Here is a 21,950-nt window from a genome sequence, read left to right as displayed (position 1 = left end):
CCCGTGGCCCGGGACCGCGGAGCAAGGTGGACGGAGAGGGCGAAGGAGGTCGGTCATGGACGAGACCGAGATCGGTGTCCTGGTGGCGGTCGGTCCCGACGGGATCGGTGACGGCGCGCTGGAGGTGGCCGCCTCCGAGGCGATGCGGCTCGGCGTGGGCGTCGGGCTGCTGCATGTGGCGCACCGGCTGGTCGTGCCCGTGCCCTCGCAGCTCGAACCGGAGCAGGCACTCGAACGCGAGCTGACCCGGGTCGGCCGCGAGGTGCTCACCGAGGCAGCGGACCGGGTCCGCGTCCTCGTCGAGGGCCGGGTCCCGGTCACCGCCGAGATCGTCGACGGGTCCGCGGCCCGCACGATCGTGGAGCGCGGCCGCGAGATGCGGCTGGTCGTGCTCGAGGCGCGCGAGATCGGGGCGGTCGGCCGCCTGGTGACCCGCTCGGTCTCCACCCATGTGGCCGCGCACGCCCGGGTCCCGGTCCTGGTCGTCCCACCCAGCTGGCCCGTCGCGGTCGGCACCGACCTGCCCGTCACGGTGGGCGTCGACGAGCCGATGGACGCCAAGCACCAGGTCGTCGAGGCGCTCGAGCTGGCCCGCGACACCGGGCACCAGCTGGTCGTCCTCCACGCCATCTGGATCGCCGAGCCCTACCAGGGTGCGGCGTTCGCCAGCTACCCCCGCAAGCAGTGGGTCGACGACACCCGGCGCGAGCTCGAGACCGCGCTCGGTGACGTGACGACCGCCGAGGACTCCGTGACCTGCGACGTGCACTGGGCCCGGCCGGTCGAGGCGCTGGTCCGCGCCACCCAGCGCTCGTCGGTACTGGTCCTCAACCGCCGTCCGGCGGCGCGCCCGCTGGCGGCCCACCTCGGGCCGATCACCCGGGCGGTGCTCCACCACGCCGAGTGCCCCGTGCTGGTGGTCGACCGAGGGCGCTGAGCCCAGGACGGAGGCGAGGACCGGGGGGCCGATGAGCGTGCGGGGCCGGGCCCAACGGGGCAGCCCGGCCCCGCCGTCGGCGTCCTCGCCGGGCCGAGGACGTCGAGTGAGAGCCGAAGGAGGAGCCAGGTGAGCAGTCCGGTCCTGACGTTCCTGGGCGCCGCCGAGTCGGTGACCGGCAGCAAGTTCCTGGTGGACACCGACACCTCGCGGACGCTGGTGGACGCGGGGCTCTACCAGGGCCTGGCGGACCTGCGACGCCGCAACTGGTCCCCGTTCCCGGTACCGGCCTCCGGGCTCGGCTCGGCTGTGGTGTCGCACGCGCACCTCGACCACTGCGGGTTCCTGCCGCGGTTGGTCAAGGAGGGCTTCGACGGCCCGATCGTCTGCTCGCCCGACACCGCCGAGCTGGTGGAGATCGTGCTCCGCGACAGCGCCCATCTGCAGGAGGAGGACGCGCGTCAGGCCAACGCCGGCGGCTACTCCAAGCACCGTCCTGCGCTGCCGCTCTACGACCTCGAGGACGTCGAGCGCACCCTGCCGCTGCTGAAGCCGACTGAGTTCGGGACCGTGGTCGAGCTGGCCCCGGGCGTCCGGACCGTGCTGCACCCGGCGGGCCACATCCTCGGGTCGTCGACCGTGCTGCTCGAGGCGGGTGGCCGCCGAACCCTGTTCAGCGGCGACCTCGGCCGCGACCACCACCCGATCCTGCGCGCACCCGCCGACCCACCCGTGGCCGACGCGGTCGTCGTGGAGTCGACGTACGGCGACCGCAGCCACCCGCCCGCCGACCCCGAGGTCCTCGCGGCGGCGGTGCGCCGCACCATCGGCCGGGGCGGCACCGTGCTGGTGCCGGCGTTCGCGGTCGACCGGACCGAGCTGGTGCTGCTCGAGCTGCACCGGCTGATGCAGGCCGGCGAGGTGCCGCGGGTCCCGGTGTACCTCGACAGCCCGATGGCGCTGCGGGCCCTCGCCGTGTACCGCGAGGCTCTCGACACCGGATCGGCGCAGCTGCGCCCCGACCTCGATCAGGTCCGCGTCGCCCTGGGCGCGATGCACGTCAGCGCGGTCCCGGACGCCGCCGGGTCGATGCGGCTCAACCGGCCCGGCGAGCCGTGCATCGTGGTGTCGGCGTCCGGCATGGCCACCGGGGGTCGCGTCGTGCACCACCTCGCTCACCAGCTCCCTGACCCGCGCAACAGCGTGGTGCTCACCGGCTACCAGGCGGTCGGAACCCGCGGCCGCCAGCTCCTCGACGGCGCCCGCCAGGTGAAGATGCACGGGCGCTACGTGCCGGTCCGCGCCGAGATCGTCGACGTGCCGTACTTCTCGGTGCATGCGGACGCCGACGACATCATCGGGTGGCTGGGCCGCGCCCCCGAGCCGCCCGAGATCGTGTACGTCGTGCACGGCGAGCCGTCCGCGTCGGCGGCGCTGGCCCGCCGGATCGGCGCCGACCTCGGCTGGCCCGCTGTCGTGCCGCGGCTCGGGGAGCGGGTCCGGCTGGACTGACTGCTGGATCGATCGGCCGGCGGTGCGGCGCCGGTCGTGACCGTCGCCTGCGGCCGAGGGACCTTGGGCCCTGACCTCCGGACGGCCGGCGGGGGTTCCCTGGACCCACGAGCCATGCGGTGGGCGCACGACCGGGCCACCTCACCGGCAACGCGCCGGCCACACGACGGCAACAGGACGGCAACAGGACGGACGGAGGCGACACGATGACACAGCAGCAGCTCACCGATGACCAGCCGATGGTGGAGCTCACCGCCGACGAGTGCTGGGACCTGCTCTCGGCGGCCGAGGTGGGGCGCCTGGCGTACCGCCTGGTCGACGAGATCCACCTGATACCGATCAACTACGCGGTCGAGGGCCGGGCCATCCTGTTCCGGACCGCGGCGGGCAACAAGCTGCTCGCCGCCGAGCTGGAGTCCGAGGTCGCCTTCGAGATCGACTGGTTCGGCGAGGACGCCGCCTGGTCGGTCATGGTGCGCGGCCACCTGCGCCACCTCGACGAGGGCGAGCAGCACCGGCTCGCCGGCCTGCGGATCCACCCGTGGATCCCCTCGTTCAAGTACGACCACGTCGAGCTGATGCCCGCGATCGTCACCGGTCGCCGGTTCCTGCTCCACAAGGAGGACGACGAGGACGACTGACCGACCGGGCCCGGTGCGCCTCAGGTCGGCCACTCCGTCTCCGGGCGGTAGCTGCCGTACCGTGCCGCGCCGTCGAGCGCGGCCCGGGCGAGCATCCCCCGCCTGCGGGACCTTGTCCTCTGCGCCGGGGGCCCGGCGTCGCGGACCCTCGGAGTGACGGGCCGAGAGCGGCACGTCGAACCGGGTGCGACGACGGGAGGTCCGATGCCCATGCCCATGCCCATGCCGGCGCCGGCCGTCGAGCCGGCGCCCGCCGACGTGCTGCTGCGCGACGGGACCATCGCCGTGATCCGGCCGCTGGCCCCCGCCGACCTCCCCGGGCTCCTCGAGCTGCACGAGGGCGTGTCCGACGACAGCCTGCGGCTGCGGTTCTTCAGCCCGAGCCGCTACGCGGCGACGAAGTACGTCGAGCACCTGCGCGACGCGCCCGACACCCGCTCCCTGGTCCTCGAGCGGGACGGCCGAATCTGCGCGCTCGCCACCGCCGAGCCGGTCGAGCCCGGGGCGGCCGAGGTCGCCTTCCTCGTCGCCGACGACCTGCAGGGGCTGGGAGTCGGCAGCCTGCTGCTCGAGCACCTCGCGGCGGCGTGCCGGGAGTGCGGCGTGCGGCGCTTCGTCGCCGAGGTGCTCTGGGAGAACCGCGCGATGCTCGCCGTCTTCATCGACGCCGGGTTCGCGGTGGTCCGCCACAACGACGGCGCCACCGTCGCCGTCGAGATGGACACGGTGGCCTCCGCCGAGGCGGTCGCCGCGGCCGACCACCGCGAGTGCCAGGCGGAGGCCCGGTCGCTGCGACCGTTGCTCTACCCGCGGTCGGTGGCCGTGGTCGGCGCACGCGCGGACGGCAGCGGCCTGGGGGCCGCCATCGTGCGCTCGGTCGTGGCCGGCGGCTACACCGGCGGCCTGCACGTCGTGCACTCGCGGGCCCGGGAGATCGAGGGGATCCTCGCCGTACGCCGCCTGAGCGACCTGCCGGCGCCGGTCGACCTGGTGGTGATCGCGGTGCCGCCCGGCCGGGTGCTGGCCGTGCTCGAGGACGCCGCCGACGCGGCGATCCCGGCCGCGGTGATCGTGACGTCCGGCTTCAGCGAGATGGGGGAGGAGGGGGCCCGGCTGCAGCGCCGGATCCTCGCGCTGGCGCGCCGGCGCAGCATCCGGGTGGTCGGCCCCAACTGCCTCGGCCTGATGAGCCTGGACCCCGAGGTGCGCCTGAACGCCACGCTGGGTGGCTCCGTGCCGCCGCCGGGTGGACTGGCCGTGGCGTCGCAGTCCGGCGGGGTCGGCGTCGTGCTCGCCGACACCGCTCAGGAGCTCGGCGTCGGGGTGGCGTCGTTCGTCTCGCTCGGCGACAAGGTCGACGTGTCCAGCAACGACCTGCTCGCGGCCTGGCGCGACGACCCGCGGGTCACGGCCGCCGCGCTCTACCTCGACTCGTTCGGCAACGCCCCGAAGTTCGCCCGCTTCGCCCGCCGCTTCGCCGAGCGCAAGCCGCTGCTGGCGGTCGTGGGCGGCCGCTCGTCCGGCGGCCGGCGGGCCGGCGCGTCGCACACGGCGGCCCCGGCCTCCTCGGCGATCGCCGTCGACGCGCTGTTCGCGCAGGCCGGCGTGATCGGCTGCGAGGGCGCCGACGACATGGCCGAGACGGCGCTGCTGCTCGCCGAGCAGCCGCTGCCGCGCGGGCGCCGGATCGCCGTACTCACCAACGCCGGCGGCACCGGCGTCCTGGCCGCGGATGCTGCCGACGCCTGGGGCCTGGCCGTGCCGGAGCTCTCGGACCGGCTGCGCGCCCGGGTCGCGCGGCACCTCACCGGGACCGCCGGCGTCGGCAACCCCGTCGACACCGGGGCGACCGTCTCCGCGCGCGACCTCGCCGCGGTCGCCGGCCTGCTGCTCGCCTCCGACGAGGTCGACGCGGTCCTGGTGCTCCTGGTCGCCACCGGCGCCAACGACGCCGTTGCGGGCCTGCACGCCGTGGCCGCGGTGCGGGCGCGGCACCCCGACAAGCCGCTCGTGCTGGTACCGATGGGCGGGCTGCGACCGCCCGCCGGCGGACTGCCCGGCGTCACGACCTACCGCAACCACACCGCCGCGCTGCGGGCGCTGTCGCGGGCTGCCCGGTACGCCGAGTGGCGCGACCACCCGGCCACGGACGCGGTCGCCGTCGACCGGGACCGGGCCGAGGACGCGCGGGTGGCCGCCGCCGCCCTGATGGGCGCGGCGACCGACGAGCACGGCTGGCTCTCGGTCGCCGACGCGACCGGCCTGCTGGCGGCGTACGGACTGGACCCCCTCGGCGAGGTCGTCACCGGGGCCGAGGCGGCCGTCGAGGTGGCGGGCTGGTTCGGCTACCCGGTGGCGGTCAAGGTCGCCGGCCGCGCGGTCCCGCGCAAGAGCGAGCGCGGCCTGGTCAAGGTCGGCCTCTCCTCGCCCGAGGAGGTCGCTGCGGCGATCGCGGGGTTCGAGCGGGAGCTGGGGGAGACCGCCGTGCCCGTGCTGGTGCAGAGCGTCGCCTCAGGCGTCGAGATCGCGCTCGGCGTGGTCCGCGACACCCGCTTCGGGCCGCTTGTGATGGTCGCTGCCGGTGGTGTCGCCGTCGAGGTGTGGCAGGACCGCACCTTCCTGCTGCCGCCGGTCGCGCGTAGCGACGCGCTGCGCGCGGTCCGGTCGCTGCGGATCTGGCCGTTGCTGGAGGGCTACCGAGGATCGCCGCCCGCGGACGTCGACGGCCTGGTGGACCTGCTGGTCGAGCTCGGCGCGCTTGCCGAGGACGTCCCGCAGATCGCGGACGTCGACCTCAACCCGGTGCTCGTCGGGCCGGAGTCGTGCGCGGTCGTCGACGTCAAGGTGCGCCTGGACCGCTGCGCGATCCCGGACCCGGGGATCCCGCGGCGGCTGCGCCCCGGCAGCTGACTTCGGGCGGGCCGGCGGTGGTCGAGCAACCGTCCGCGGGCCGGGTTCGGTTGCGTGCACACCGCTGGCCCGGCCGGCGGTGTCGCCGCCGACCGCGCCATCCCCTGTCGTGGCACGGTCGGCGGACGCCTGAGGGGGCGGCGCCGGCGTGCCCAGAGGAACATGGCGACGTCTACTCCAGCGCCGGCCGGCTACCGCCCCGTGCGGCGAACCTATCGGCGCGAGCCGTGCCGCCACCCGGGCAGAAAGGGACGTTCCGGCGGGACCTTCGGCCCGTCTCACCCATTCGACCCACCTCGACCCACCTCGACCCACCTGGACCCGCCCGAGACCGCCCCTGGTCCCGCCCGGGGGCCGAGGTCCGGTCCGGTCGACCCTCAGCCCGCGGTGCTGAGGCCGAAGCGGCGCAGCAGCGAGCGGGCGTCGGCCGCGTGCCGCAGCGGCCGGACGCCGGCCACGTCGGCGTACGACCGCGACAGCGAGTAGTGCGTGAGCCGCGCGCGGACCACCGCGTGCCGCAGGTCGGGGTGCGCGACGACGGTGAGCACCCGGTTGCCGTGGGCGCCGTCGTCCTCGTCCGCGGTGATCACGACGGCCAGCCGGCCCGCGGACCAGTCCGGCCCGGCGAGCACCCGGCGGACCCGCTTGCGCAGCCACGAGTCCGCGCGATCCAGGCCGCAGTCGTGGGCGTCGTTGCACAGGTCGGGGATCACCATGCCGACCGCGGGCAGCCGCCCGGCGTCGACGTCGCGCCCGAACCGGCGCAGCGGTACGTCGTCGCGCCGGCACAGTCGCCGCTCGTGGGCGAAGTACGCCCACGGGTTGTGCTTGACCGCGTAGGTGCCGCTGCTCTCGAGCTGGCACCGCGACCCCATCGCCTCGGCGTACAGCCGCGCCGTGCTGCCGGCCCGCACCGCCCGCCCGAACACGCTGGGACCGGACAGCGGGTGCGCCGCCGGCGCCGCGTCGTCGCGGACCCCGAAGGTGTCGCCGCCGGCGATCGCGAGGTAGTTGGGCAGCGAGGGGTGGGTCACGGCGTGGTAGCGCGTCGCGTAGCCGTAGCGGCGAGCCAGCCGCGCGGTGTAGGGCATCTGCCTGCGCATCTGCTGTAGCGAGTGGTTCTCGACCACGAACACCAGCAGCTTGGTGACCTCGGTCGTCGCGGCCCCCCGGGCCGTGGTCTGCCGCGCCACCGCGGGGGCGGGCGGTGCCGGCGCGGCCGGGGCCTGTGCCACGGCAGCCACCAACGGGATCGCCACGACGGCTGCGAGGCCGAGGGCGAGCGGTACGGCGAGAGGACGGCGAACCATTCCTCGAGACTACGACGAGACGACGACGAGACGACGACCCCGCGGCCCTGGGCCGATGCTCGGCGCCGGCACGGCCGGGCGCACGGCGCGTGCGAGATCAGGCGGTGCGCGAGACGTTCGGGACGTCGTACGACGAGCTCGCGACCCACCTCGACCCGCCGCTGGGCCCGCCGCGGGGCTGATCTCCCGGCAGCATCCCGGCAGCATCCCGGCGGCCTCCCGGCGGCCTCCCGCCCGGGTGCGAGACTGGCCCCATGTCGGCCCACCACCTGCGCCACCTGACGTCCCCGGTCTTCGACGCCGCCCAGCGGGTCGGCGCCACGCCGCAGACCCCGGGGGGCGTCACGCTGGCCGGTGGCGAGCTGCGCCTGGTCGGGTCGGCGCGCGTGTACGTCTGCGGGATCACGCCGTACGACGTCACCCACCTCGGGCACGCCGCGACGTTCGTGTGGGCGGACCTGCTCGCCTCGGTCCTGGACGGCACCGGGGTCGCTGTCAGCACCTGCCGCAACGTGACCGACGTCGACGATGTGCTGCTCGAGGCCGCCCTGCTGCGGGGCAGCCACTTCGACGAGCTCGCGGTCACCCAGGAGGCCGACTTCGATCGGTCGATGCGCGAGCTCCGGGTCGCCGCGCCGGCGCACCAGCCGCGGGCCCGGCACTACGTCGACGCGGTCGTCCAGCTGGCCCAGGCGCTCCTCGACGCGGGTGCGGCGTACGAGCGCGACGGCACGGTCTGGTTCCGAGGCCGTGACGTCGTGGCCCGCACCGGCCTGGGCCGCGACCGGGCGCTCGCGCTCGCTGAGGCGTACGGCGACCGCCCGGACGATCCGGCCAAGGACGACCCGTTCGACGTGGCCGTGTGGCGGCCGTCCTCGGACCAGCAGCCGGCCTGGACGAGTCCGTGGGGCTGGGGCCGCCCGGGCTGGCACGCGGAGTGCGCGGCGATGGCGCTGGCCGTGCACGGGCCCAGCGTCGACGTCCTCGTGGGCGGCGACGACCTGGTCTTCCCGCACCACGCCTACCAGGTCGCGATGGCCGAGGCGGTCAGCGGCGTCGCGCCGTTCGCGCGCGCCCAGCTGCACGTCGGCGAGGTCCGCATCGGCGGCCGGAAGATGGCCAAGTCCTCCGGCAACCTGGTGCTGGTCGACGACCTGCTCGAGCACGTCCCGGCCGCCGCGCTGCGGCTGCACCTGCTGCACCGCCGCTACGCCGAGCCGTGGGACTTCGACGCCGCGCAGCTCACCGAGGCCCAGCAGCTGTTGGAGTCGCTCTACGCCGCGGCCGGCCGGACCGGCACCGGCGACCCCGCGGCACCCGTCGAGGCGCTGCGCGCCGACCTCGACGTCCCCTCGGCCGTCGCCGGCGCCCTCGAGCAGGGTGGCGAGTCCGCCCGCCGGCTGATCACCCGGCTCCGCCTCGGCTGACCACCGGAGGAGCAGGCCGGGGCGACCAGCGCCGACACCTGGTGCTCGCAGCCCGCCGAGGACCGGGCGCCCGATTGACCCGGCCGCCGAGTCGGGCCAGTGTGGTCGGACCTCGGCTCTCGGAGGCTGTCCCATGGCGTCACCGTCACCGCCACCGCTGGTCGCGCTGCGCACCTACGCCGCGATCCGGATGAGCATGGTCGCCGTCATCGTCGGCCTCGGCCTCTCGGTCGCGCTGGAGATCAGGCGGGTCGACGGGTGCGTGCAGCGCTCGCTGAGTGCGTACTACTACACCCCCGTGCGTCCGGTGTTCGTCGGCACGCTGATCGCTCTCGGGGTGGCGATGATCGCGCTGTGGGGGAAGACGCCTGCGGAGGACGCGTTCCTCAACCTGGCGGGGATCCTCGCCGCGGTCGTCGCGTTCGTGCCGACCCTGGACGCGAACTCCTGCGGGCTCCCGTCGGGGATGCGGGCGACCGCCCTCGCCCAGGTGCCCGGCAGGTCGCTCGACGACGCCCTGATCGACGCGAACGCGCCGGCCGTGCACAACAACTTCCTCGTCCTGGTCGCCGTGATCGTGATCGCCCTGGCCGGTACGGCGGTCGCTGCGGTCGCCCGGGTCGGGCGCGGCACCACCCCCTCGGGGCCCCGTCGGCTCGGGTACGCCGTGACCTGGCTCGGCGCGGCCGTGGCGGTGGTGGTCCTCCTGGTCGTCTATCGCGGCGCGGACGACAACGCCAGCTTCTTCAACCACGGACTGCACTCCTGGTCGGCGGTCGCCCTGTTCGCGTTCGTGGTGCTCGCCGTCGGGGCGGCCGCGGTGAAGAAGCGCGCCGACAGCGGTGCCCCGACCGGGTGTGAGGCCACGTACTGGCTGCTGGCCGCGACCATGGTCGGCTCGGCGCTGGTGATCGGCCTCACCGGCGCCGCCGCGGGCGCGGACGGCTGGTACGGCCGGCACAGCACCTTCTTGATCGAGGCCGTGCTGATCGTGCTCCTGGCGGTGTTCTGGATCGTGCAGACGATCGACCGGCGCCACGAGGGTGCACCGACGTACTGAGCCCGGCGCCAGTGTCTCGGCCCGGACCACCACGCGCCGGATCCGCGCCAGGGCAGGGCGCGCCCGGGTCGGGCCTGGTCAGGCCGGGTCAGAGCTGGTCAGGTCAGGTCAGGCGGCGTGCCCGTGCCGATGTCCGGCTCGGGCGGCCGGTCCGGCGGCCGGCCGCCGGGTCGCGGACGCCTTCGTCCCCCTGCGCCTCCCCGAGAAGATCAGGCCGGCGGCGGCGAACGTCCCGACGACCAGCACGGTCGCGACGGTGATCGCCGCGCCGAGGAAGCCGAGCACGTAGGTGGGCTCGAGCATGGCGGCACCCCTTACTCTGTTGTTGAAACCATTCTAGATCGTATCTATTGCGATCGGGGGCCGCCACCGGACTCCGGCCTGCTCGAGTCGTCCGATCCCGCCCGGAAGCCGCCGACTTCTCCTCCGTTGGTAGGACGCACCGACCGCGGCGGCTGAGTACGTTGAGCTCGTGAGCCGGTACCGGCGGTGGCTGGCGACGTACGGCCTCGACGCCCTCCTCGGCGTGGCCGCGGTGTGGAGCGCCGTCGGCACGCTCGGTCGCGACGACCGCTACCTCCCCGCCGGTGCCGCGGCCTGGTGGGAAGGGGCCGCGATCGCCGCGATCATCCTGGCCCTGGTGCTGCGCCGGTGGTTCCCCTTCGGCGCGCCCGCCGGCGTCTGGCTGGCCTGTGCGGCGCTCTCCTTCGCCGACGGCCGGATGATCCCCAGCCAGGCGGGCCTGTTCGTCGCTGGGCTGGGCGCCGCGCTGCTGCTCGGCAACCAGCGCAACGCCGTCCAGGCGCGGGTCGGTCTGGCGATCGTGGTCGGCAGCGGCGCGATCGTGATGTACAACGACCCCACGCACACGTCGGGCGCCCTGATCTCCACTCCGCTGCTGTTCGCCATGGCGTGGCTGGCCGGCTATGCCCTGCGCGAGCGCACCGAGCGGACCGAGGCGGCCGAGGAGCGCGCGGCCCGTGCCGAGCGCGACCGCGAGACGGCGGCGCGCGTGGCCGTCGCGGAGGAGCGCGGCCGGATCGCGCGGGAGCTCCACGACGTCGTGGCACACGCGGTCAGCGTGATGGTGCTCCAGGTCGGGGCCGTCCGGCACCGGATGCCCGACTCCGACGCGGAGAACCGCGAGGCGCTCGAGAACGTCGAGCGAGCCGGGCGGGCCGCGCTCGCCGAGATGCGCCGCCTGCTCGGGGCGATGCGGCGCGACGGTGAGCCGGCCGAGCTGGTGCCCCACCCGGGCATCGCCGACCTCGACGGCCTGCTGGCAGACGTCAGGACGACCGGGCTGGCCGTCCGGCTGCAGGTCCACGGTGAGCCGGTCGAGCTGCCGCCCGGACTCGATCTCTCGGCGTACCGCATCGTGCAGGAGGCGATCACCAACACCCTCAAGCACGCCCAGGCGCAGCGCGCGGACGTGGACGTGTACTACGAGCCCGACGACCTTCGGGTCGAGGTCCGCGACGACGGCCGCGGCGCAGCACCCGGCGACGGGTTCGGACACGGCCTGGTGGGCCTTCGTGAGCGGGTCAAGATCTACGGCGGGGAGATGACTGCGGGCCGAGGCCCCGCCGGAGGGTTCGCCGTGCGCGCGCGGCTTCCGCTGGACGGAGACGGGTCATGACGATCCGGGTGCTGGTCGTCGACGACCAGTCGATGGTGCGAGCCGGGCTGCGGATGCTGCTGGCCGACGAGCCGGACATCGAGGTGGTCGCGGAGGCCGGCAACGGTCGCGAGGCGATCGCCCGAGCCGAGCGCTTCCACCCGGACGTCGTGCTGATGGACATCCGGATGCCCGAGCTCGACGGGCTGGAGGCGACCCGGCGGATCCTGGCGACCGGCGGCACCGCGCGCGTGCTCGTCCTGACGACGTTCAACCTCGACGAGTACGTCTACGAGGCGCTGGGTGCCGGCGCCAGCGGCTTCGTCCTCAAGGACGACCCACCCGAACAGCTGATCGCCGCCGTCCGGACCATCGCCGACGGCGACGCGCTGCTCTCGCCCACCGTCACCCGACGGGTGATCCGCGAGTTCACCCGGCTGCGCCGGCAGCCTCCTCCGGAAGCCGTGGCGACGCTCACCAGTCGGGAGCTGGAGGTGTTCCGGCTGATCACCCAGGGGCTCTCCAACGCCGAGATCGGGCGGGCGCTGTTCATCAGCGACACCACCGTCAAGACCCACGTGACCCGGCTGTTCCAGAAGCTGGACCTGCGCGACCGGGCCCAGGCGATCGTGCTCGCCTACCAGACCGGGATCTTCGACTCGACCGACCGCTGACGGCGGCGCCGGGGTCCGACCAAGGTCGGACCCCGGGTCATGGCGTGGTCGTGGACCGAACGCGACCTGATGACGATGCGCTCACCCCGTCCCCGCTCCTAGCGTCGAGGCATCACCTCAATCAGGAGCCCTCGCCCATGATCACCATCGAATCCCTGTCGAAGAAGTACGGCGGTCGCCCCGTCGTCGACGACATCAGCTTCACGGCCCGACCGGGCCGCGTCACCGGGTTCCTCGGCCCGAACGGGGCCGGCAAGTCGACCTCGATGCGCATGATGGTCGGCCTGACCCGACCCACGTCCGGCGCCGCCACCATCTCGGGACGCCGGTTCACGGACCTGCCCAACCCCGGCCGCCAGGTCGGTGTGATGCTCGACGCCTCGGCGCAGCACGCCGGCCGCAGTGGCCGGGAGATCCTCGCCCTGGCCCAGCACTTGATGGGCCTGCGGGGCGATCAGGTCCGGCAGATGCTCGACCTGGTCGGCCTCACCGAGGCCGAGTCGGACCGACGGGTCGGCAGCTACTCGCTCGGCATGCGCCAGCGGCTCGGCATCGCGGTCGCCCTGAGCGGCTCCCCGTCCGTGCTGATCCTCGATGAGCCGGCGAACGGGCTCGACCCCGCCGGGATCCGCTGGATGCGCGACCTGCTCCGGTGGTACGCCGACCGCGGTGGAACCGTCCTCCTGTCCTCCCACCTGCTGCACGAGGTGGAGGTCATCGCCGACGACATCGTGATGATCGGACGCGGTCGCATCGTGGCCCAGGGCGCCAAGGCGGAGCTGCTCCAGGGGGCGGGGACGATCGTCCGCTCGCGGGACCTGGCCGTACTCGAGCGCACCCTGCGCGAGGCCGGTCTCACCACGGCACCTACGTCGGACCGAGCGCTCCGCGCCGACGCCGACCTCGCCGTCGTCGGGCTGCTCGCCCGCGACGCCGGCCTCGCCCTCACCGAGCTGCGCACCGCCGACGGCGGTCTCGAGGAGCTCTTCCTCCAGCTCACCGCAGACACACAACGAGATGGAAGTGCAGCATGACCACCACCGTCCTCGACGCCGCCCTCGAGCAGCACGCGCCCGTCCACCGGGTGCCGCTGTCGCGGGTGATCCGCGTCGAGCTCCGCAAGATGTTCGACACCCGCTCGGGCTACTGGCTGATGGCGAGCATCGTCATCGCTGCTCTCCTCTCGACCGTGGCGATCATCCTGTTCGCCCCCGACGAGGAGCTGACCTACTACACCTTCGCCGAGGCGATCGGCTTCCCGATGACGGTGATCCTGCCGATCATCGCCGTCCTGTCGATCACCGGGGAGTGGAGTCAGCGCACCGGTCTCACCACGTTCACGCTGGTGCCGCACCGCAACCGGATCGTCGTGGCCAAGGTCGCCGCGTCGGTCAGCGTGGGCGTCGCATCGATGCTGTTCGCGCTGGTCGTCGGGGTCGCCGGCAACATCGTCGGGACGGTGATCGCCGGCACCGACCAGGTCTGGGACGTGTCCCTCGCGCACGGCGTGGAGATCGTCGTCGGCAGCCTGCTGTGCCTGCTGACCGGGACCATGCTCGGCATCCTGTTCCGGAGCTCACCGGTGGCGCTGGTGATGTACTTCGTCTCCTCGCTCCTGGTCCCCACCCTGTCCGAGATGCTGGCCTCGACCCAGGGCTGGTACCAGGACGTGCGGCCCTGGGTGGACCTCAACCTCGCCGAGGGCACCCTCTTCGACGGGACCATCGCGGGCGACCAGTGGGCCCACCTCGCTGTCGCCGCGACCGCCTGGCTGGTCCTGCCGGGCCTCCTCGGCCTGCGTCTCGTGATGCGGGCCGAGGTCAAGTAGCGGTCGAGTGCCCGGGGAGGACTGCGGACCGGTGTCCCTGTCCTCCCCGGGTCTTGGCGTCCGGCCGAGGCACATCCTCGCCAGGGCGCCTCTCCTCGCCGTGCCTCGGCCGCACGGCTAGCGTGGCGAGGTGCCCAACCGTCTGGCCTCCGCGACCTCGCCCTACCTCCTCCAGCACGCCGACAACCCCGTCGACTGGTGGGAGTGGGGGCCCGAGGCGTTCGAGGAGGCGCGGCGCCGCCACGTGCCGGTGCTGCTGAGCGTCGGGTACGCCGCGTGCCACTGGTGCCACGTGATGGCCCACGAGTCCTTCGAGGACGAGGCGACGGCGGCGTACCTCAACGAGCACTTCGTCAGCGTGAAGGTGGACCGCGAGGAGCGGCCCGACGTGGACGCGGTCTACATGCAGGCGACCACGTCGATGACCGGGCACGGCGGCTGGCCGATGACGGTCGTGCTGGACCACGAGGGCAGCCCGTTCTTCGCCGGCACCTACTTCCCGGACCGGCCGCGGCACGGGCAGCCGGCGTTCCGCCAGGTGCTGGAGGCGCTGACCGACGCGTGGCACACCCGCTCCGACGAGGTGCGCCGGGTCGCGGCGAGCCTGCGCGAGCACCTGTCGTCGGCGAGCCTGGCCACGGGGGGCGCGCCGATCACGCGGGCGGTGCTCGACGGCGCGGTCCGCACGCTCGCGCTCGAGTACGACGCGGGCGCCGCCGGGTTCGGCAGCGCGCCGAAGTTCCCGCCGACGATGGTGCTCGAGTTCCTCCGGCGCCACGGCGAGCGCGAGATGCTCGGCGCGACCCTCGAGGCGATGGCCCGCGGCGGCATCCACGACCAGCTCGGCGGCGGCTTCGCGCGCTACAGCGTGGACGCGGACTGGGTGGTGCCGCACTTCGAGAAGATGCTCTACGACAACGCCCTGCTGCTGCGCGTCTACGCCGAGTGGGGCACCGACCTGGGCGAGCGGGTCGCCCAGGGGATCGCGCGCTTCATGCTCGCCGAGCTGCGGACCGACGAGGGCGGCTTCGCCTCGGCGCTCGACGCCGACTCCGAGGGCGCGGAGGGCACCTACTACGTCTGGACCCCCGCACAGCTGACCGAGGTGCTCGGTCCCGAGGACGGCCCGTGGACGGCCCGGCTGCTGGGCGTGACCGACGAGGGCACCTTCGAGCACGGCACCTCAACGCTCCAGCTGCGGGTCGACCCCGACGACCCGGACCGCTGGGCCCGCGTCCGGAGCCGGCTGTTCGAGGCGCGCGATCGACGCGCGCGACCGGCCCGTGACGACAAGGTCGTCGCGGCCTGGAACGGCCTGGCGATCAGCGGTCTCGCCCGGGCCGGGTACGTCGACGCCGCCCGCGAGGCCGCCGAGCTGCTCTGGCGGCTCCACGTGGTCGACGGCCGACTGCGCCGGGTCTCCCGCGACGGCGTGGTCGGCGCGCCCGCCGGCGTGCTGGGGGACCACGGCTGCGTCGCGGCCGGCTTCCTCGACCTGCTCCAGGCCACCGGCGACGCCGTCTGGCTGGAGCGCACGGGCGCCATCCTGGAGCTCGCGCTCACCCACTTCGGCGCCGAGGACGGCGGCTTCTTCGACACCGCCGACGACGCCGAGGCCCTGCTCGCCCGGCCGCGCGACCCCTCCGACAACGCCAGCCCCTCGGGTCTCTCGTCGATGGTGCACGCGCTGGCGACGTACGCCGCGCTCACGGGCTCGGGCCGCCACCGCGACGCGGCCGAGGCGGCGCTGGCCTCGGTCGCGACGCTCGCCGAGCGGGCGCCCCGCTTCGCCGGGTGGTCGCTCGCGGCGGCCGAGTCGATGCTCGACGGGCCCGTGGAGATCGCGGTCGTCGGCGACTGGTCGGAGGAGCGCGACGAGCTCGAGGTCCGGGCCCGGCGGCACCCCGGCGCCGTGGTCGTGGTCGCCGACGCGGCCGACGACGACATCCCGCTGCTGGCCGGGCGCACGCCGGTGGACGGCCGCGCGGCGGCGTACGTGTGCCGCCACCTCGTGTGCGAGCGGCCCGTGACCAGCGTCGACGAGCTGGACGCCGCGCTCCGCTGAGGCCGGTCGTGTGGCCGGTCGTGCGGTCAGCCGCACGACCCATTTCCTGGCGCCGCCTGGCCGGGTACCGTGACAGTGACACTGTGACAATCGCGTCGGTCACCCCCCAGGAGCACCCATGACCCAGGCCCCGGCCCGCCCGCAGTCCTCTCAACCCGGTCAGCCGGCCCCCTCCGGCTCGACGTTCGAGTCGCTGGACCCCGCGACCGGGGAGGTCGTCGGGACCTTCCCGGTGCACGGCGAGGCAGAGGTGCGCGCGGCCGTCGAGCGTGCCCGGTCCGCGGCCGAGTGGTGGTCGGCCCTGTCCTTCAAGGACCGCAAGGTCTACCTGACCACCTGGAAGGCGGCGATCACCCGCCGGATGCCTGAGCTCGCCGAGCTCATGCACCGTGAGACCGGCAAGCCCCGCTCCGACGCGATGCTCGAGGCGACGCTCGGGATCGACCACCTCGCCTGGGCCGCCGGCCACGCCGGCAAGGTGCTGGGGCGGCACCGGGTCTCGCCCGGGATGCTGATGGTCAACCAGGCCGCGACCGTGGAGTTCCGCCCGCTCGGCGTCGTCGGCGTGATCGGCCCGTGGAACTACCCGGTGTTCACCCCGCTCGGCTCGATCGCCTACGCGCTCGCCGCCGGCAACGCGGTGGTGTTCAAGCCCAGCGAGTACACCCCGGCGGTCGGCGAGTGGCTGGCCCGCACGTTCGGCGAGTGCGTCGGGCGACCGGTCCTCCAGGTCGTCACCGGCCGCGGCGAGACCGGTGCCGCGCTGTGCCGCTCCGGGGTCGACAAGGTGGCGTTCACCGGCTCGACCGGCACGGGGAAGAAGGTGATGGCCGCCTGCGCCGAGACGCTGACCCCGGTCGTCATCGAGGCGGGCGGCAAGGACCCGCTCATCGTCGACGCCGACGCCGACGTCCCGGCCGCCGCCGACGCCGCGCTGTGGGGCGCGTGCAGCAACGCCGGCCAGACCTGCGCCGGCGTAGAGCGGGTCTACGTGCACGAGCGCGTGTACGACGAGTTCCTCGCGGAGATCACCCGCAGGGCGCAGGGCCTGAGCGCCGAGGGCGGCGACGACGCGAAGATCGGCCCGATCACGATGCCGGGCCAGCTCGGCGTGATCCGGCGCCACATCGACGACGCGCTCGAGCGTGGCGGCCGCGCGGTCGTCGGCGGCGCGGACGCGGTGGGCGAGCGGTTCGTGCAGCCCACGATCCTCGTGGACGTGCCCGAAGACTCCGCGGCGGTCCAGGAGGAGACGTTCGGTCCGACCATGACGATCGCGAAGGTGCGCGACATGGACGAGGCGGTCGAGCTGGCCAACGGGACGCCGTACGGCCTGGGCGCGACGGTGTTCAGCAAGGACAACGGGATGGCGATCGCGGAGCGGATCCGGTCCGGCATGACCGCGATCAACGCGGTGATCTCGTTCGCGGCGATCCCGAGCCTGCCGTTCGGCGGCGTCGGCGACTCCGGCTTCGGGCGCATCCACGGGCCGGAGGGCCTCAAGGAGTTCACCTACGCGAAGGCGATCGCCCGGCAGCGGTTCAAGCCGGCCCTGGCGCTGACCACCTTCGAGCGCACCGAGCAGGCCGACCGGCGGCTCGCCGCGATCGTCAAGGTCTTGCACGGCCGAGGCTGACCGTGCCCCGGGGCGTCAGCGCAGGCTGTACGTCGCGAGCGACACGCCCACGTAGTGGCTCACGAACGCCAGGATCGTGAAGGTGTGGAACACCTCGTGGAAGCCGAACCAGCGCGGCCACGGGTTGGGCCGCTTGAAGCCGTAGACCACGCCGCCGACGGTGTAGAGCGCGCCGCCGACGACGATCATCACGAACGTCGCGACCCCGACACCGACGCCGAGGCGGGTGGCGCCGTCGAAGAACGCCGGCATGAAGAACACCGCGGCCCAGCCGAGCGCGATGTAGATCGGCACGTAGAGCCAGCGGGGGGCGTCGGTCCAGAACACCCGGAACAGCACGCCGAGCACCGCGCCGCTCCAGACGGTCGCGAGCAGCGCGACGCGCGTGGTGCCCTCCAGCAGGAGCACGCTGAACGGCGTGTAGGAGCCCGCGATCAGCAAGAAGATGTTGGCGTGGTCGAAGCGGCGCAGGAACGCCCAGGTCCGCGGCGACCAGGTGCCGGTGTGGTAGATCGCCGAGACCGTGAACAGCACCAGCGCCGAGCCGGTGAACAGCGCCGCCGCCACCCGGCTCGGGGTCGTGGGCGCCAGGGTGACCAGCACGATGCCCGCGGCGAGGGTCAGCGGGGCGATGCCGAGGTGCAGCCAGCCGCGCAGCCGGGGCTTGAGGTCGGCGACCGCCTCCTGCAGCTGGTCGAGGCCCGCGCGCATGGCGTCCTTGCCGGTCAGGGCCCGGCCCACCGCCCGCTCCATCGGCTGGTTCATGGGGGAACCGTACCCGCAGTACGGTCACCGCAATCCCAGATCGGGCCGTTCCGGGCGTGCGGGGCGGCGAACGTCACGTCGTCGCGAGCGTCACGAGAAGGCCGGGGCCGCCGGTACCATCGCACTCGTGGCGGACTGGAAGCGCGGGCTCCGGCGGGTGCTCTACCCGGCGTACGAGGCACGGATGCTGCGCCGGATGCCGTCGGAGAACCTGCCCAAGCACATCGGGGTGATGCTCGACGGCAACCGGCGTTGGGCCAAGGCCGTCGGTCGGGACACCGCGGACGGGCACCAGGCCGGCGCGGCGAACATCGAGCCGCTGCTGGGGTGGTGCGACGACGTCGGCACCGAGGTCGTCACCCTGTGGCTGCTCTCCACCGACAACCTGAACCGACCCGAGCGTGAGCTGGCGCCGTTGCTGGGCATCATCGCCGACGCGGTGGACTCGCTCGCCGACCAGCGGCGCTGGCGGGTGCACCCGGTCGGGGCCCTCGACCTGCTGCCCGCGTCGGTGGCCGAGCGGCTCAAGGCCGCCGCGGAGGCCACCCGCGACGTCGACGGGATGCTGGTCAACGTGGCGGTCGGGTACGGCGGCCGCCGCGAGATCGCGGACGCCGTACGCTCCATGCTCCAGGAGGCCGCCGCCAACGGCACCTCGCTCGAGGACCTCGCCTCGATGATCGACGTCGAGTCGATCGCCGACCACCTGTACACCAAGGGCCAGCCCGACCCCGACCTCGTGATCCGCACCTCCGGGGAGCAGCGGCTCGGCGGCTTCCTGCTCTGGCAGAGCGCGAAGTCGGAGTTCTACTTCTGCGAGGCGTACTGGCCCGACTTCCGGCGCGTGGACTTCCTGCGCGCCCTGCGCGCCTACACCCTGCGCGAGCGTCGGTACGGCGCCTGAGGGGTTCGTCGGCCGGCCGACGAGACGCGCCGGTCAAGGCCGGGCTGGCCACCCGACGTTCGCCCGCGCGTCCGGGCGTGTCGCCCGAAAACACCCGACGGGCGGCGTACTTTCGCCGTATCGGTGGGTGGGGAAGCTCGCCGTATCGGGAGGCCCGTTCGTGAGATCTCACGACTGCACAGCACGGCGGCGGGACTGCCGTGCGACCGGGAGCCGGCACTCCGGCGCTCGGGCTCGTTCCGGTCCGTCTGCTTGAAGTACGGCCGGGGCGAGGAGTGCACGCGCCGGCCTGCGAAGGGGTTACCGTGCCGCAGGCTACGAAGTCGCACCGCTCCGCTCCCACCTCCACCACCGCGCGGCCCCGCGCCCGGACCTCGACGAGCGTGCGCACCTACGTGCTCGACACGAGCGTGCTGCTGGCCGACCCCGGTGCGTTGCGCCGCTTCGCCGAGCACGAGGTCGTGCTCCCAGTCGTGGTGATCACCGAGCTGGAGGGCAAGCGGCACCACCCCGAGCTGGGCTTCTTCGCGCGCACCGCGCTGCGGATGCTCGACGAGCTCCGGATCATCCACGGCCGCCTCGACGAGCCGGTGCCGGTCGGCGACGAGGGCGGCACGATCCGCGTCGAGCTCAACCACACCGACGCCGACTCGCTGCCCTCGGGCTTCCGGCTCGGCGACAACGACACCCGGATCCTCGCGGTCGCGCGCAACCTCGCCAACGAGGGGTACGACGTCACCCTGGTCTCCAAGGACCTGCCGCTGCGGATCAAGGCCTCGGCCGTCGGGCTGGACGCCGAGGAGTACCGCGCCGAGGCGATCAGCGACTCGGACTCCGGCTACTCCGGCATGGCCGAGCTCGACGTCATCGCCGCCGAGCTCGACGAGCTGTACGACGACGGCGTGCTCGACCTCGAGGCCGCCCGCGACCTGCCCTGCCACCAGGGCCTGGTGCTGCTCTCCGACCGCGGGACCGCGCTGGGCCGGGTCGGCCCGGACAAGCGGGTGCACCTGGTGCGCGGCGACCGCGAGGCGTTCGGCATCCACGGCCGCTCGGCCGAGCAGCGGATCGCGCTGGAGATGCTGCTCGACCCCGAGGTCGGCATCGTCTCCCTCGGTGGCCGGGCCGGCACCGGCAAGTCCGCGATGGCGCTGTGCGCCGGCCTCGAGGCGGTGATGGAGCGCCGCCAGCACAAGAAGGTCGTGGTGTTCCGGCCGCTGTTCGCGGTCGGCGGCCAGGAGCTCGGCTACCTGCCCGGCTCGGAGTCCGAGAAGATGTCGCCCTGGGCGCAGGCCGTCTTCGACACCCTGGGCGCGATCACCTCGCGCGAGGTGATCGAGGAGGTCCTCGACCGCGGCATGCTCGAGGTGATGCCGCTGACCCACATCCGCGGCCGGTCCCTCCACGACGCGTTCGTCATCGTCGACGAGGCCCAGTCGCTCGAGCGCAACGTGCTGCTCACCGTGCTCTCCCGGATCGGGGCGAACTCCAAGGTGGTGCTCACCCACGACGTGGCCCAGCGCGACAACCTGCGCGTCGGCCGCCACGACGGCGTCGTGGCCGTGGTCGAGAAGCTCAAGGGCCACCCCCTGTTCGCCCACGTCACCCTGACCCGCTCCGAGCGCTCCCCGATAGCCGCCCTCGTCACCGAGATGCTGGAGAACGTCACGCTCTGACGGGTGCCCGGTGCAGGCTTTGACCGAGCGCTGGGGCGCGTGGTGCTCCTGTGACTGGTGGGAGTCTCCAGGAGGGGACCAAAGTCCCGAACCGGGGCTCGTTGCTCACAATCTCCGCCGTTCGGTTTGCACACGTCGGCCTCGTCCGGCATGGTGGCCCGTGATCTTTTCGTGACCTACCGACCTCGGGAGTCGGTGGTCCGGGGGGTACCACCGACGTCGTCTACCCGAGTAACGAGCCCTTGTCGAAACGCGCGAAGTACGAACCGAGGCACCGGCACGTCCCGGAGCCGACCCTCACCGCAGCGCCGCGCAGGATCCTGCGCAGCACCGTGGTGATGTCCTCGGTCGCCGTCGCGGCGACCGGAGTGGCGGTCTCCGGCGGCGTGCTCAGCTCGCCGTCCGGCATCAGCGCCGCGGCCCAGGACCTCGGCGACAACGTCACCGGGCCGCTGTCCGGCGGCCAGGTCGCCGACCGCGAGCCGGTGGTGTCCCGAGGCTCGGTCTCCCGTACGTCGGCGGACCGCCGCGACACCGCTGACCCGGCCAAGGAGGCCGCGCTGGCGGTCGACGGCGGCCGAGCGGTCACCCGCTCGGTGGACGTCGCCGACGGCGACCCGCGCGACATCGCCCGGGCCCTGATGCCGCAGTTCGGGTTCGGTGCCGACCAGTTCGGCTGCCTCGACGCGCTGTGGACCCGGGAGAGCAACTGGAGCCCGAGCGCCCACAACGCCTCGTCCGGCGCGCACGGCATCCCGCAGGCGCTGCCCGGCTCGAAGATGGCCTCCGCCGGCCCGGACTGGGCGAGCAACCCGGTCACCCAGATCACCTGGGGCCTCGGCTACATCCAGGACCGCTACGGCAGCCCGTGCGGCGCGTGGGGCCACTCCCAGTCGGTCGGCTGGTACTGATCGGAGCCCGACTTGTCGGCCAATGCCTGACCTTGTCGGCCGAAGTTTCGGCCGACAAGTGGCAACTTCCCCGGCC

Annotated in this window: 18 protein-coding genes; 15 read left to right on the top strand and 3 right to left on the bottom strand. The window is 73.8% G+C overall.

The features are described 5' to 3' along the window. Positions 1-55 precede the first annotated feature (55 nt). The 4 genes from QMC84_RS20170 (at position 56) to QMC84_RS20155 (ending at position 6,000) form a co-directional block, all read left to right on the top strand. Positions 56-937, top strand: coding sequence for a universal stress protein (locus QMC84_RS20170; RefSeq protein ID WP_300378029.1), 882 nt, complete (start codon positions 56-58; stop codon positions 935-937). Positions 938-1,066: 129 nt separating this feature from the next. Next, positions 1,067-2,449, top strand: a complete 1,383-nt coding sequence (locus tag QMC84_RS20165) for an MBL fold metallo-hydrolase (RefSeq protein ID WP_300378026.1) — start codon at positions 1,067-1,069, stop codon at positions 2,447-2,449. Positions 2,450-2,655: 206 nt separating this feature from the next. Then, the gene (locus QMC84_RS20160) at positions 2,656-3,090 is read left to right on the top strand and encodes a pyridoxamine 5'-phosphate oxidase family protein (protein WP_300378023.1); all 435 of its coding nucleotides are present in this window, start codon (positions 2,656-2,658) and stop codon (positions 3,088-3,090) included. A 210-nt stretch (positions 3,091-3,300) separates the two neighbouring features. After that, entirely contained in the window at positions 3,301-6,000 is a 2,700-nt protein-coding gene (locus tag QMC84_RS20155; protein WP_300378020.1) for a GNAT family N-acetyltransferase, read from the top strand. 377 nt (positions 6,001-6,377) lie between these two features. On the opposite strand, the gene QMC84_RS20150 is transcribed toward QMC84_RS20155, so the two are convergent. Beyond that, complete coding sequence (locus QMC84_RS20150; protein WP_300378017.1) at positions 6,378-7,310, bottom strand: alkaline phosphatase family protein; 933 nt, start codon at positions 7,308-7,310, stop codon at positions 6,378-6,380. A gap of 254 nt (positions 7,311-7,564) precedes the next feature. On the opposite strand from QMC84_RS20150, the gene QMC84_RS20145 reads away from it, so the two are divergent. After that, positions 7,565-8,737, top strand: a complete 1,173-nt coding sequence (locus QMC84_RS20145) for a cysteine--tRNA ligase (protein WP_300378014.1) — start codon at positions 7,565-7,567, stop codon at positions 8,735-8,737. 133 nt (positions 8,738-8,870) lie between these two features. After that, positions 8,871-9,797, top strand: coding sequence for a hypothetical protein (locus QMC84_RS20140; RefSeq protein ID WP_300378011.1), 927 nt, complete (start codon positions 8,871-8,873; stop codon positions 9,795-9,797). A 108-nt stretch (positions 9,798-9,905) separates the two neighbouring features. On the opposite strand, the gene QMC84_RS20135 is transcribed toward QMC84_RS20140, so the two are convergent. Continuing rightward, on the bottom strand, positions 9,906-10,100 hold the full coding sequence (locus QMC84_RS20135; RefSeq protein ID WP_300378008.1) for a hypothetical protein: 195 nt from the start codon (positions 10,098-10,100) through the stop codon (positions 9,906-9,908). A 169-nt stretch (positions 10,101-10,269) separates the two neighbouring features. Between QMC84_RS20135 and QMC84_RS20130 the strand changes: the two genes are divergently transcribed. The 6 genes from QMC84_RS20130 to QMC84_RS20105 all read left to right on the top strand — a co-directional run bounded on the left by QMC84_RS20130 (position 10,270) and on the right by QMC84_RS20105 (position 17,618). Beyond that, positions 10,270-11,436 (top strand): sensor histidine kinase, encoded by a 1,167-nt coding sequence (locus QMC84_RS20130; protein ID WP_300378005.1) that lies wholly within the window; start codon positions 10,270-10,272, stop codon positions 11,434-11,436. Then, positions 11,433-12,089: a response regulator transcription factor gene (locus tag QMC84_RS20125; protein WP_300378002.1), complete on the top strand. Its 657-nt coding sequence runs from the start codon at positions 11,433-11,435 to the stop codon at positions 12,087-12,089. The genes QMC84_RS20130 and QMC84_RS20125 overlap by 4 nt, the downstream gene beginning before the upstream one ends. 137 nt (positions 12,090-12,226) lie before the next feature. Then, positions 12,227-13,123, top strand: a complete 897-nt coding sequence (locus QMC84_RS20120) for an ATP-binding cassette domain-containing protein (protein ID WP_300377999.1) — start codon at positions 12,227-12,229, stop codon at positions 13,121-13,123. Then, positions 13,120-13,917, top strand: coding sequence for an ABC transporter permease (locus QMC84_RS20115; protein WP_300377996.1), 798 nt, complete (start codon positions 13,120-13,122; stop codon positions 13,915-13,917). Before QMC84_RS20120 ends, QMC84_RS20115 begins: the two co-directional genes overlap by 4 nt. A 130-nt stretch (positions 13,918-14,047) precedes the next feature. Continuing rightward, a complete protein-coding gene (locus QMC84_RS20110) occupies positions 14,048-15,982 on the top strand; it encodes a thioredoxin domain-containing protein (protein ID WP_300377993.1) in 1,935 nt (644 codons plus the stop codon). 118 nt (positions 15,983-16,100) lie between these two features. Further along, positions 16,101-17,618, top strand: coding sequence for an aldehyde dehydrogenase family protein (locus QMC84_RS20105; RefSeq protein WP_300377990.1), 1,518 nt, complete (start codon positions 16,101-16,103; stop codon positions 17,616-17,618). A 15-nt stretch (positions 17,619-17,633) separates the two neighbouring features. Here QMC84_RS20105 and QMC84_RS20100 read toward each other — a convergent pair whose 3' ends face one another. Next, positions 17,634-18,383, bottom strand: a complete 750-nt coding sequence (locus tag QMC84_RS20100) for a hemolysin III family protein (protein WP_300377988.1) — start codon at positions 18,381-18,383, stop codon at positions 17,634-17,636. 127 nt (positions 18,384-18,510) lie between these two features. Between QMC84_RS20100 and QMC84_RS20095 the strand changes: the two genes are divergently transcribed. The 3 genes from QMC84_RS20095 (at position 18,511) to QMC84_RS20085 (ending at position 21,874) form a co-directional block, all read left to right on the top strand. Beyond that, positions 18,511-19,287 carry an isoprenyl transferase gene (locus QMC84_RS20095; RefSeq protein WP_300377986.1) on the top strand — a complete coding sequence of 259 codons (777 nt, stop codon included), beginning with the start codon at positions 18,511-18,513 and terminating at the stop codon, positions 19,285-19,287. Positions 19,288-19,670: 383 nt separating this feature from the next. After that, entirely contained in the window at positions 19,671-20,963 is a 1,293-nt protein-coding gene (locus tag QMC84_RS20090; RefSeq protein WP_300378120.1) for a PhoH family protein, read from the top strand. 242 nt (positions 20,964-21,205) lie between these two features. After that, positions 21,206-21,874 carry a lytic transglycosylase domain-containing protein gene (locus QMC84_RS20085; protein WP_300377983.1) on the top strand — a complete coding sequence of 223 codons (669 nt, stop codon included), beginning with the start codon at positions 21,206-21,208 and terminating at the stop codon, positions 21,872-21,874. Positions 21,875-21,950 lie beyond the last annotated feature (76 nt).

The sequence above is a fragment of the Nocardioides sp. genome (assembly GCF_030019515.1).
Lineage (GTDB): Bacteria > Actinomycetota > Actinomycetes > Propionibacteriales > Nocardioidaceae > Nocardioides.
Note: the sequence above shows the minus strand (reverse complement) of the source record. Positions and strands in the feature narration are given on the sequence as shown.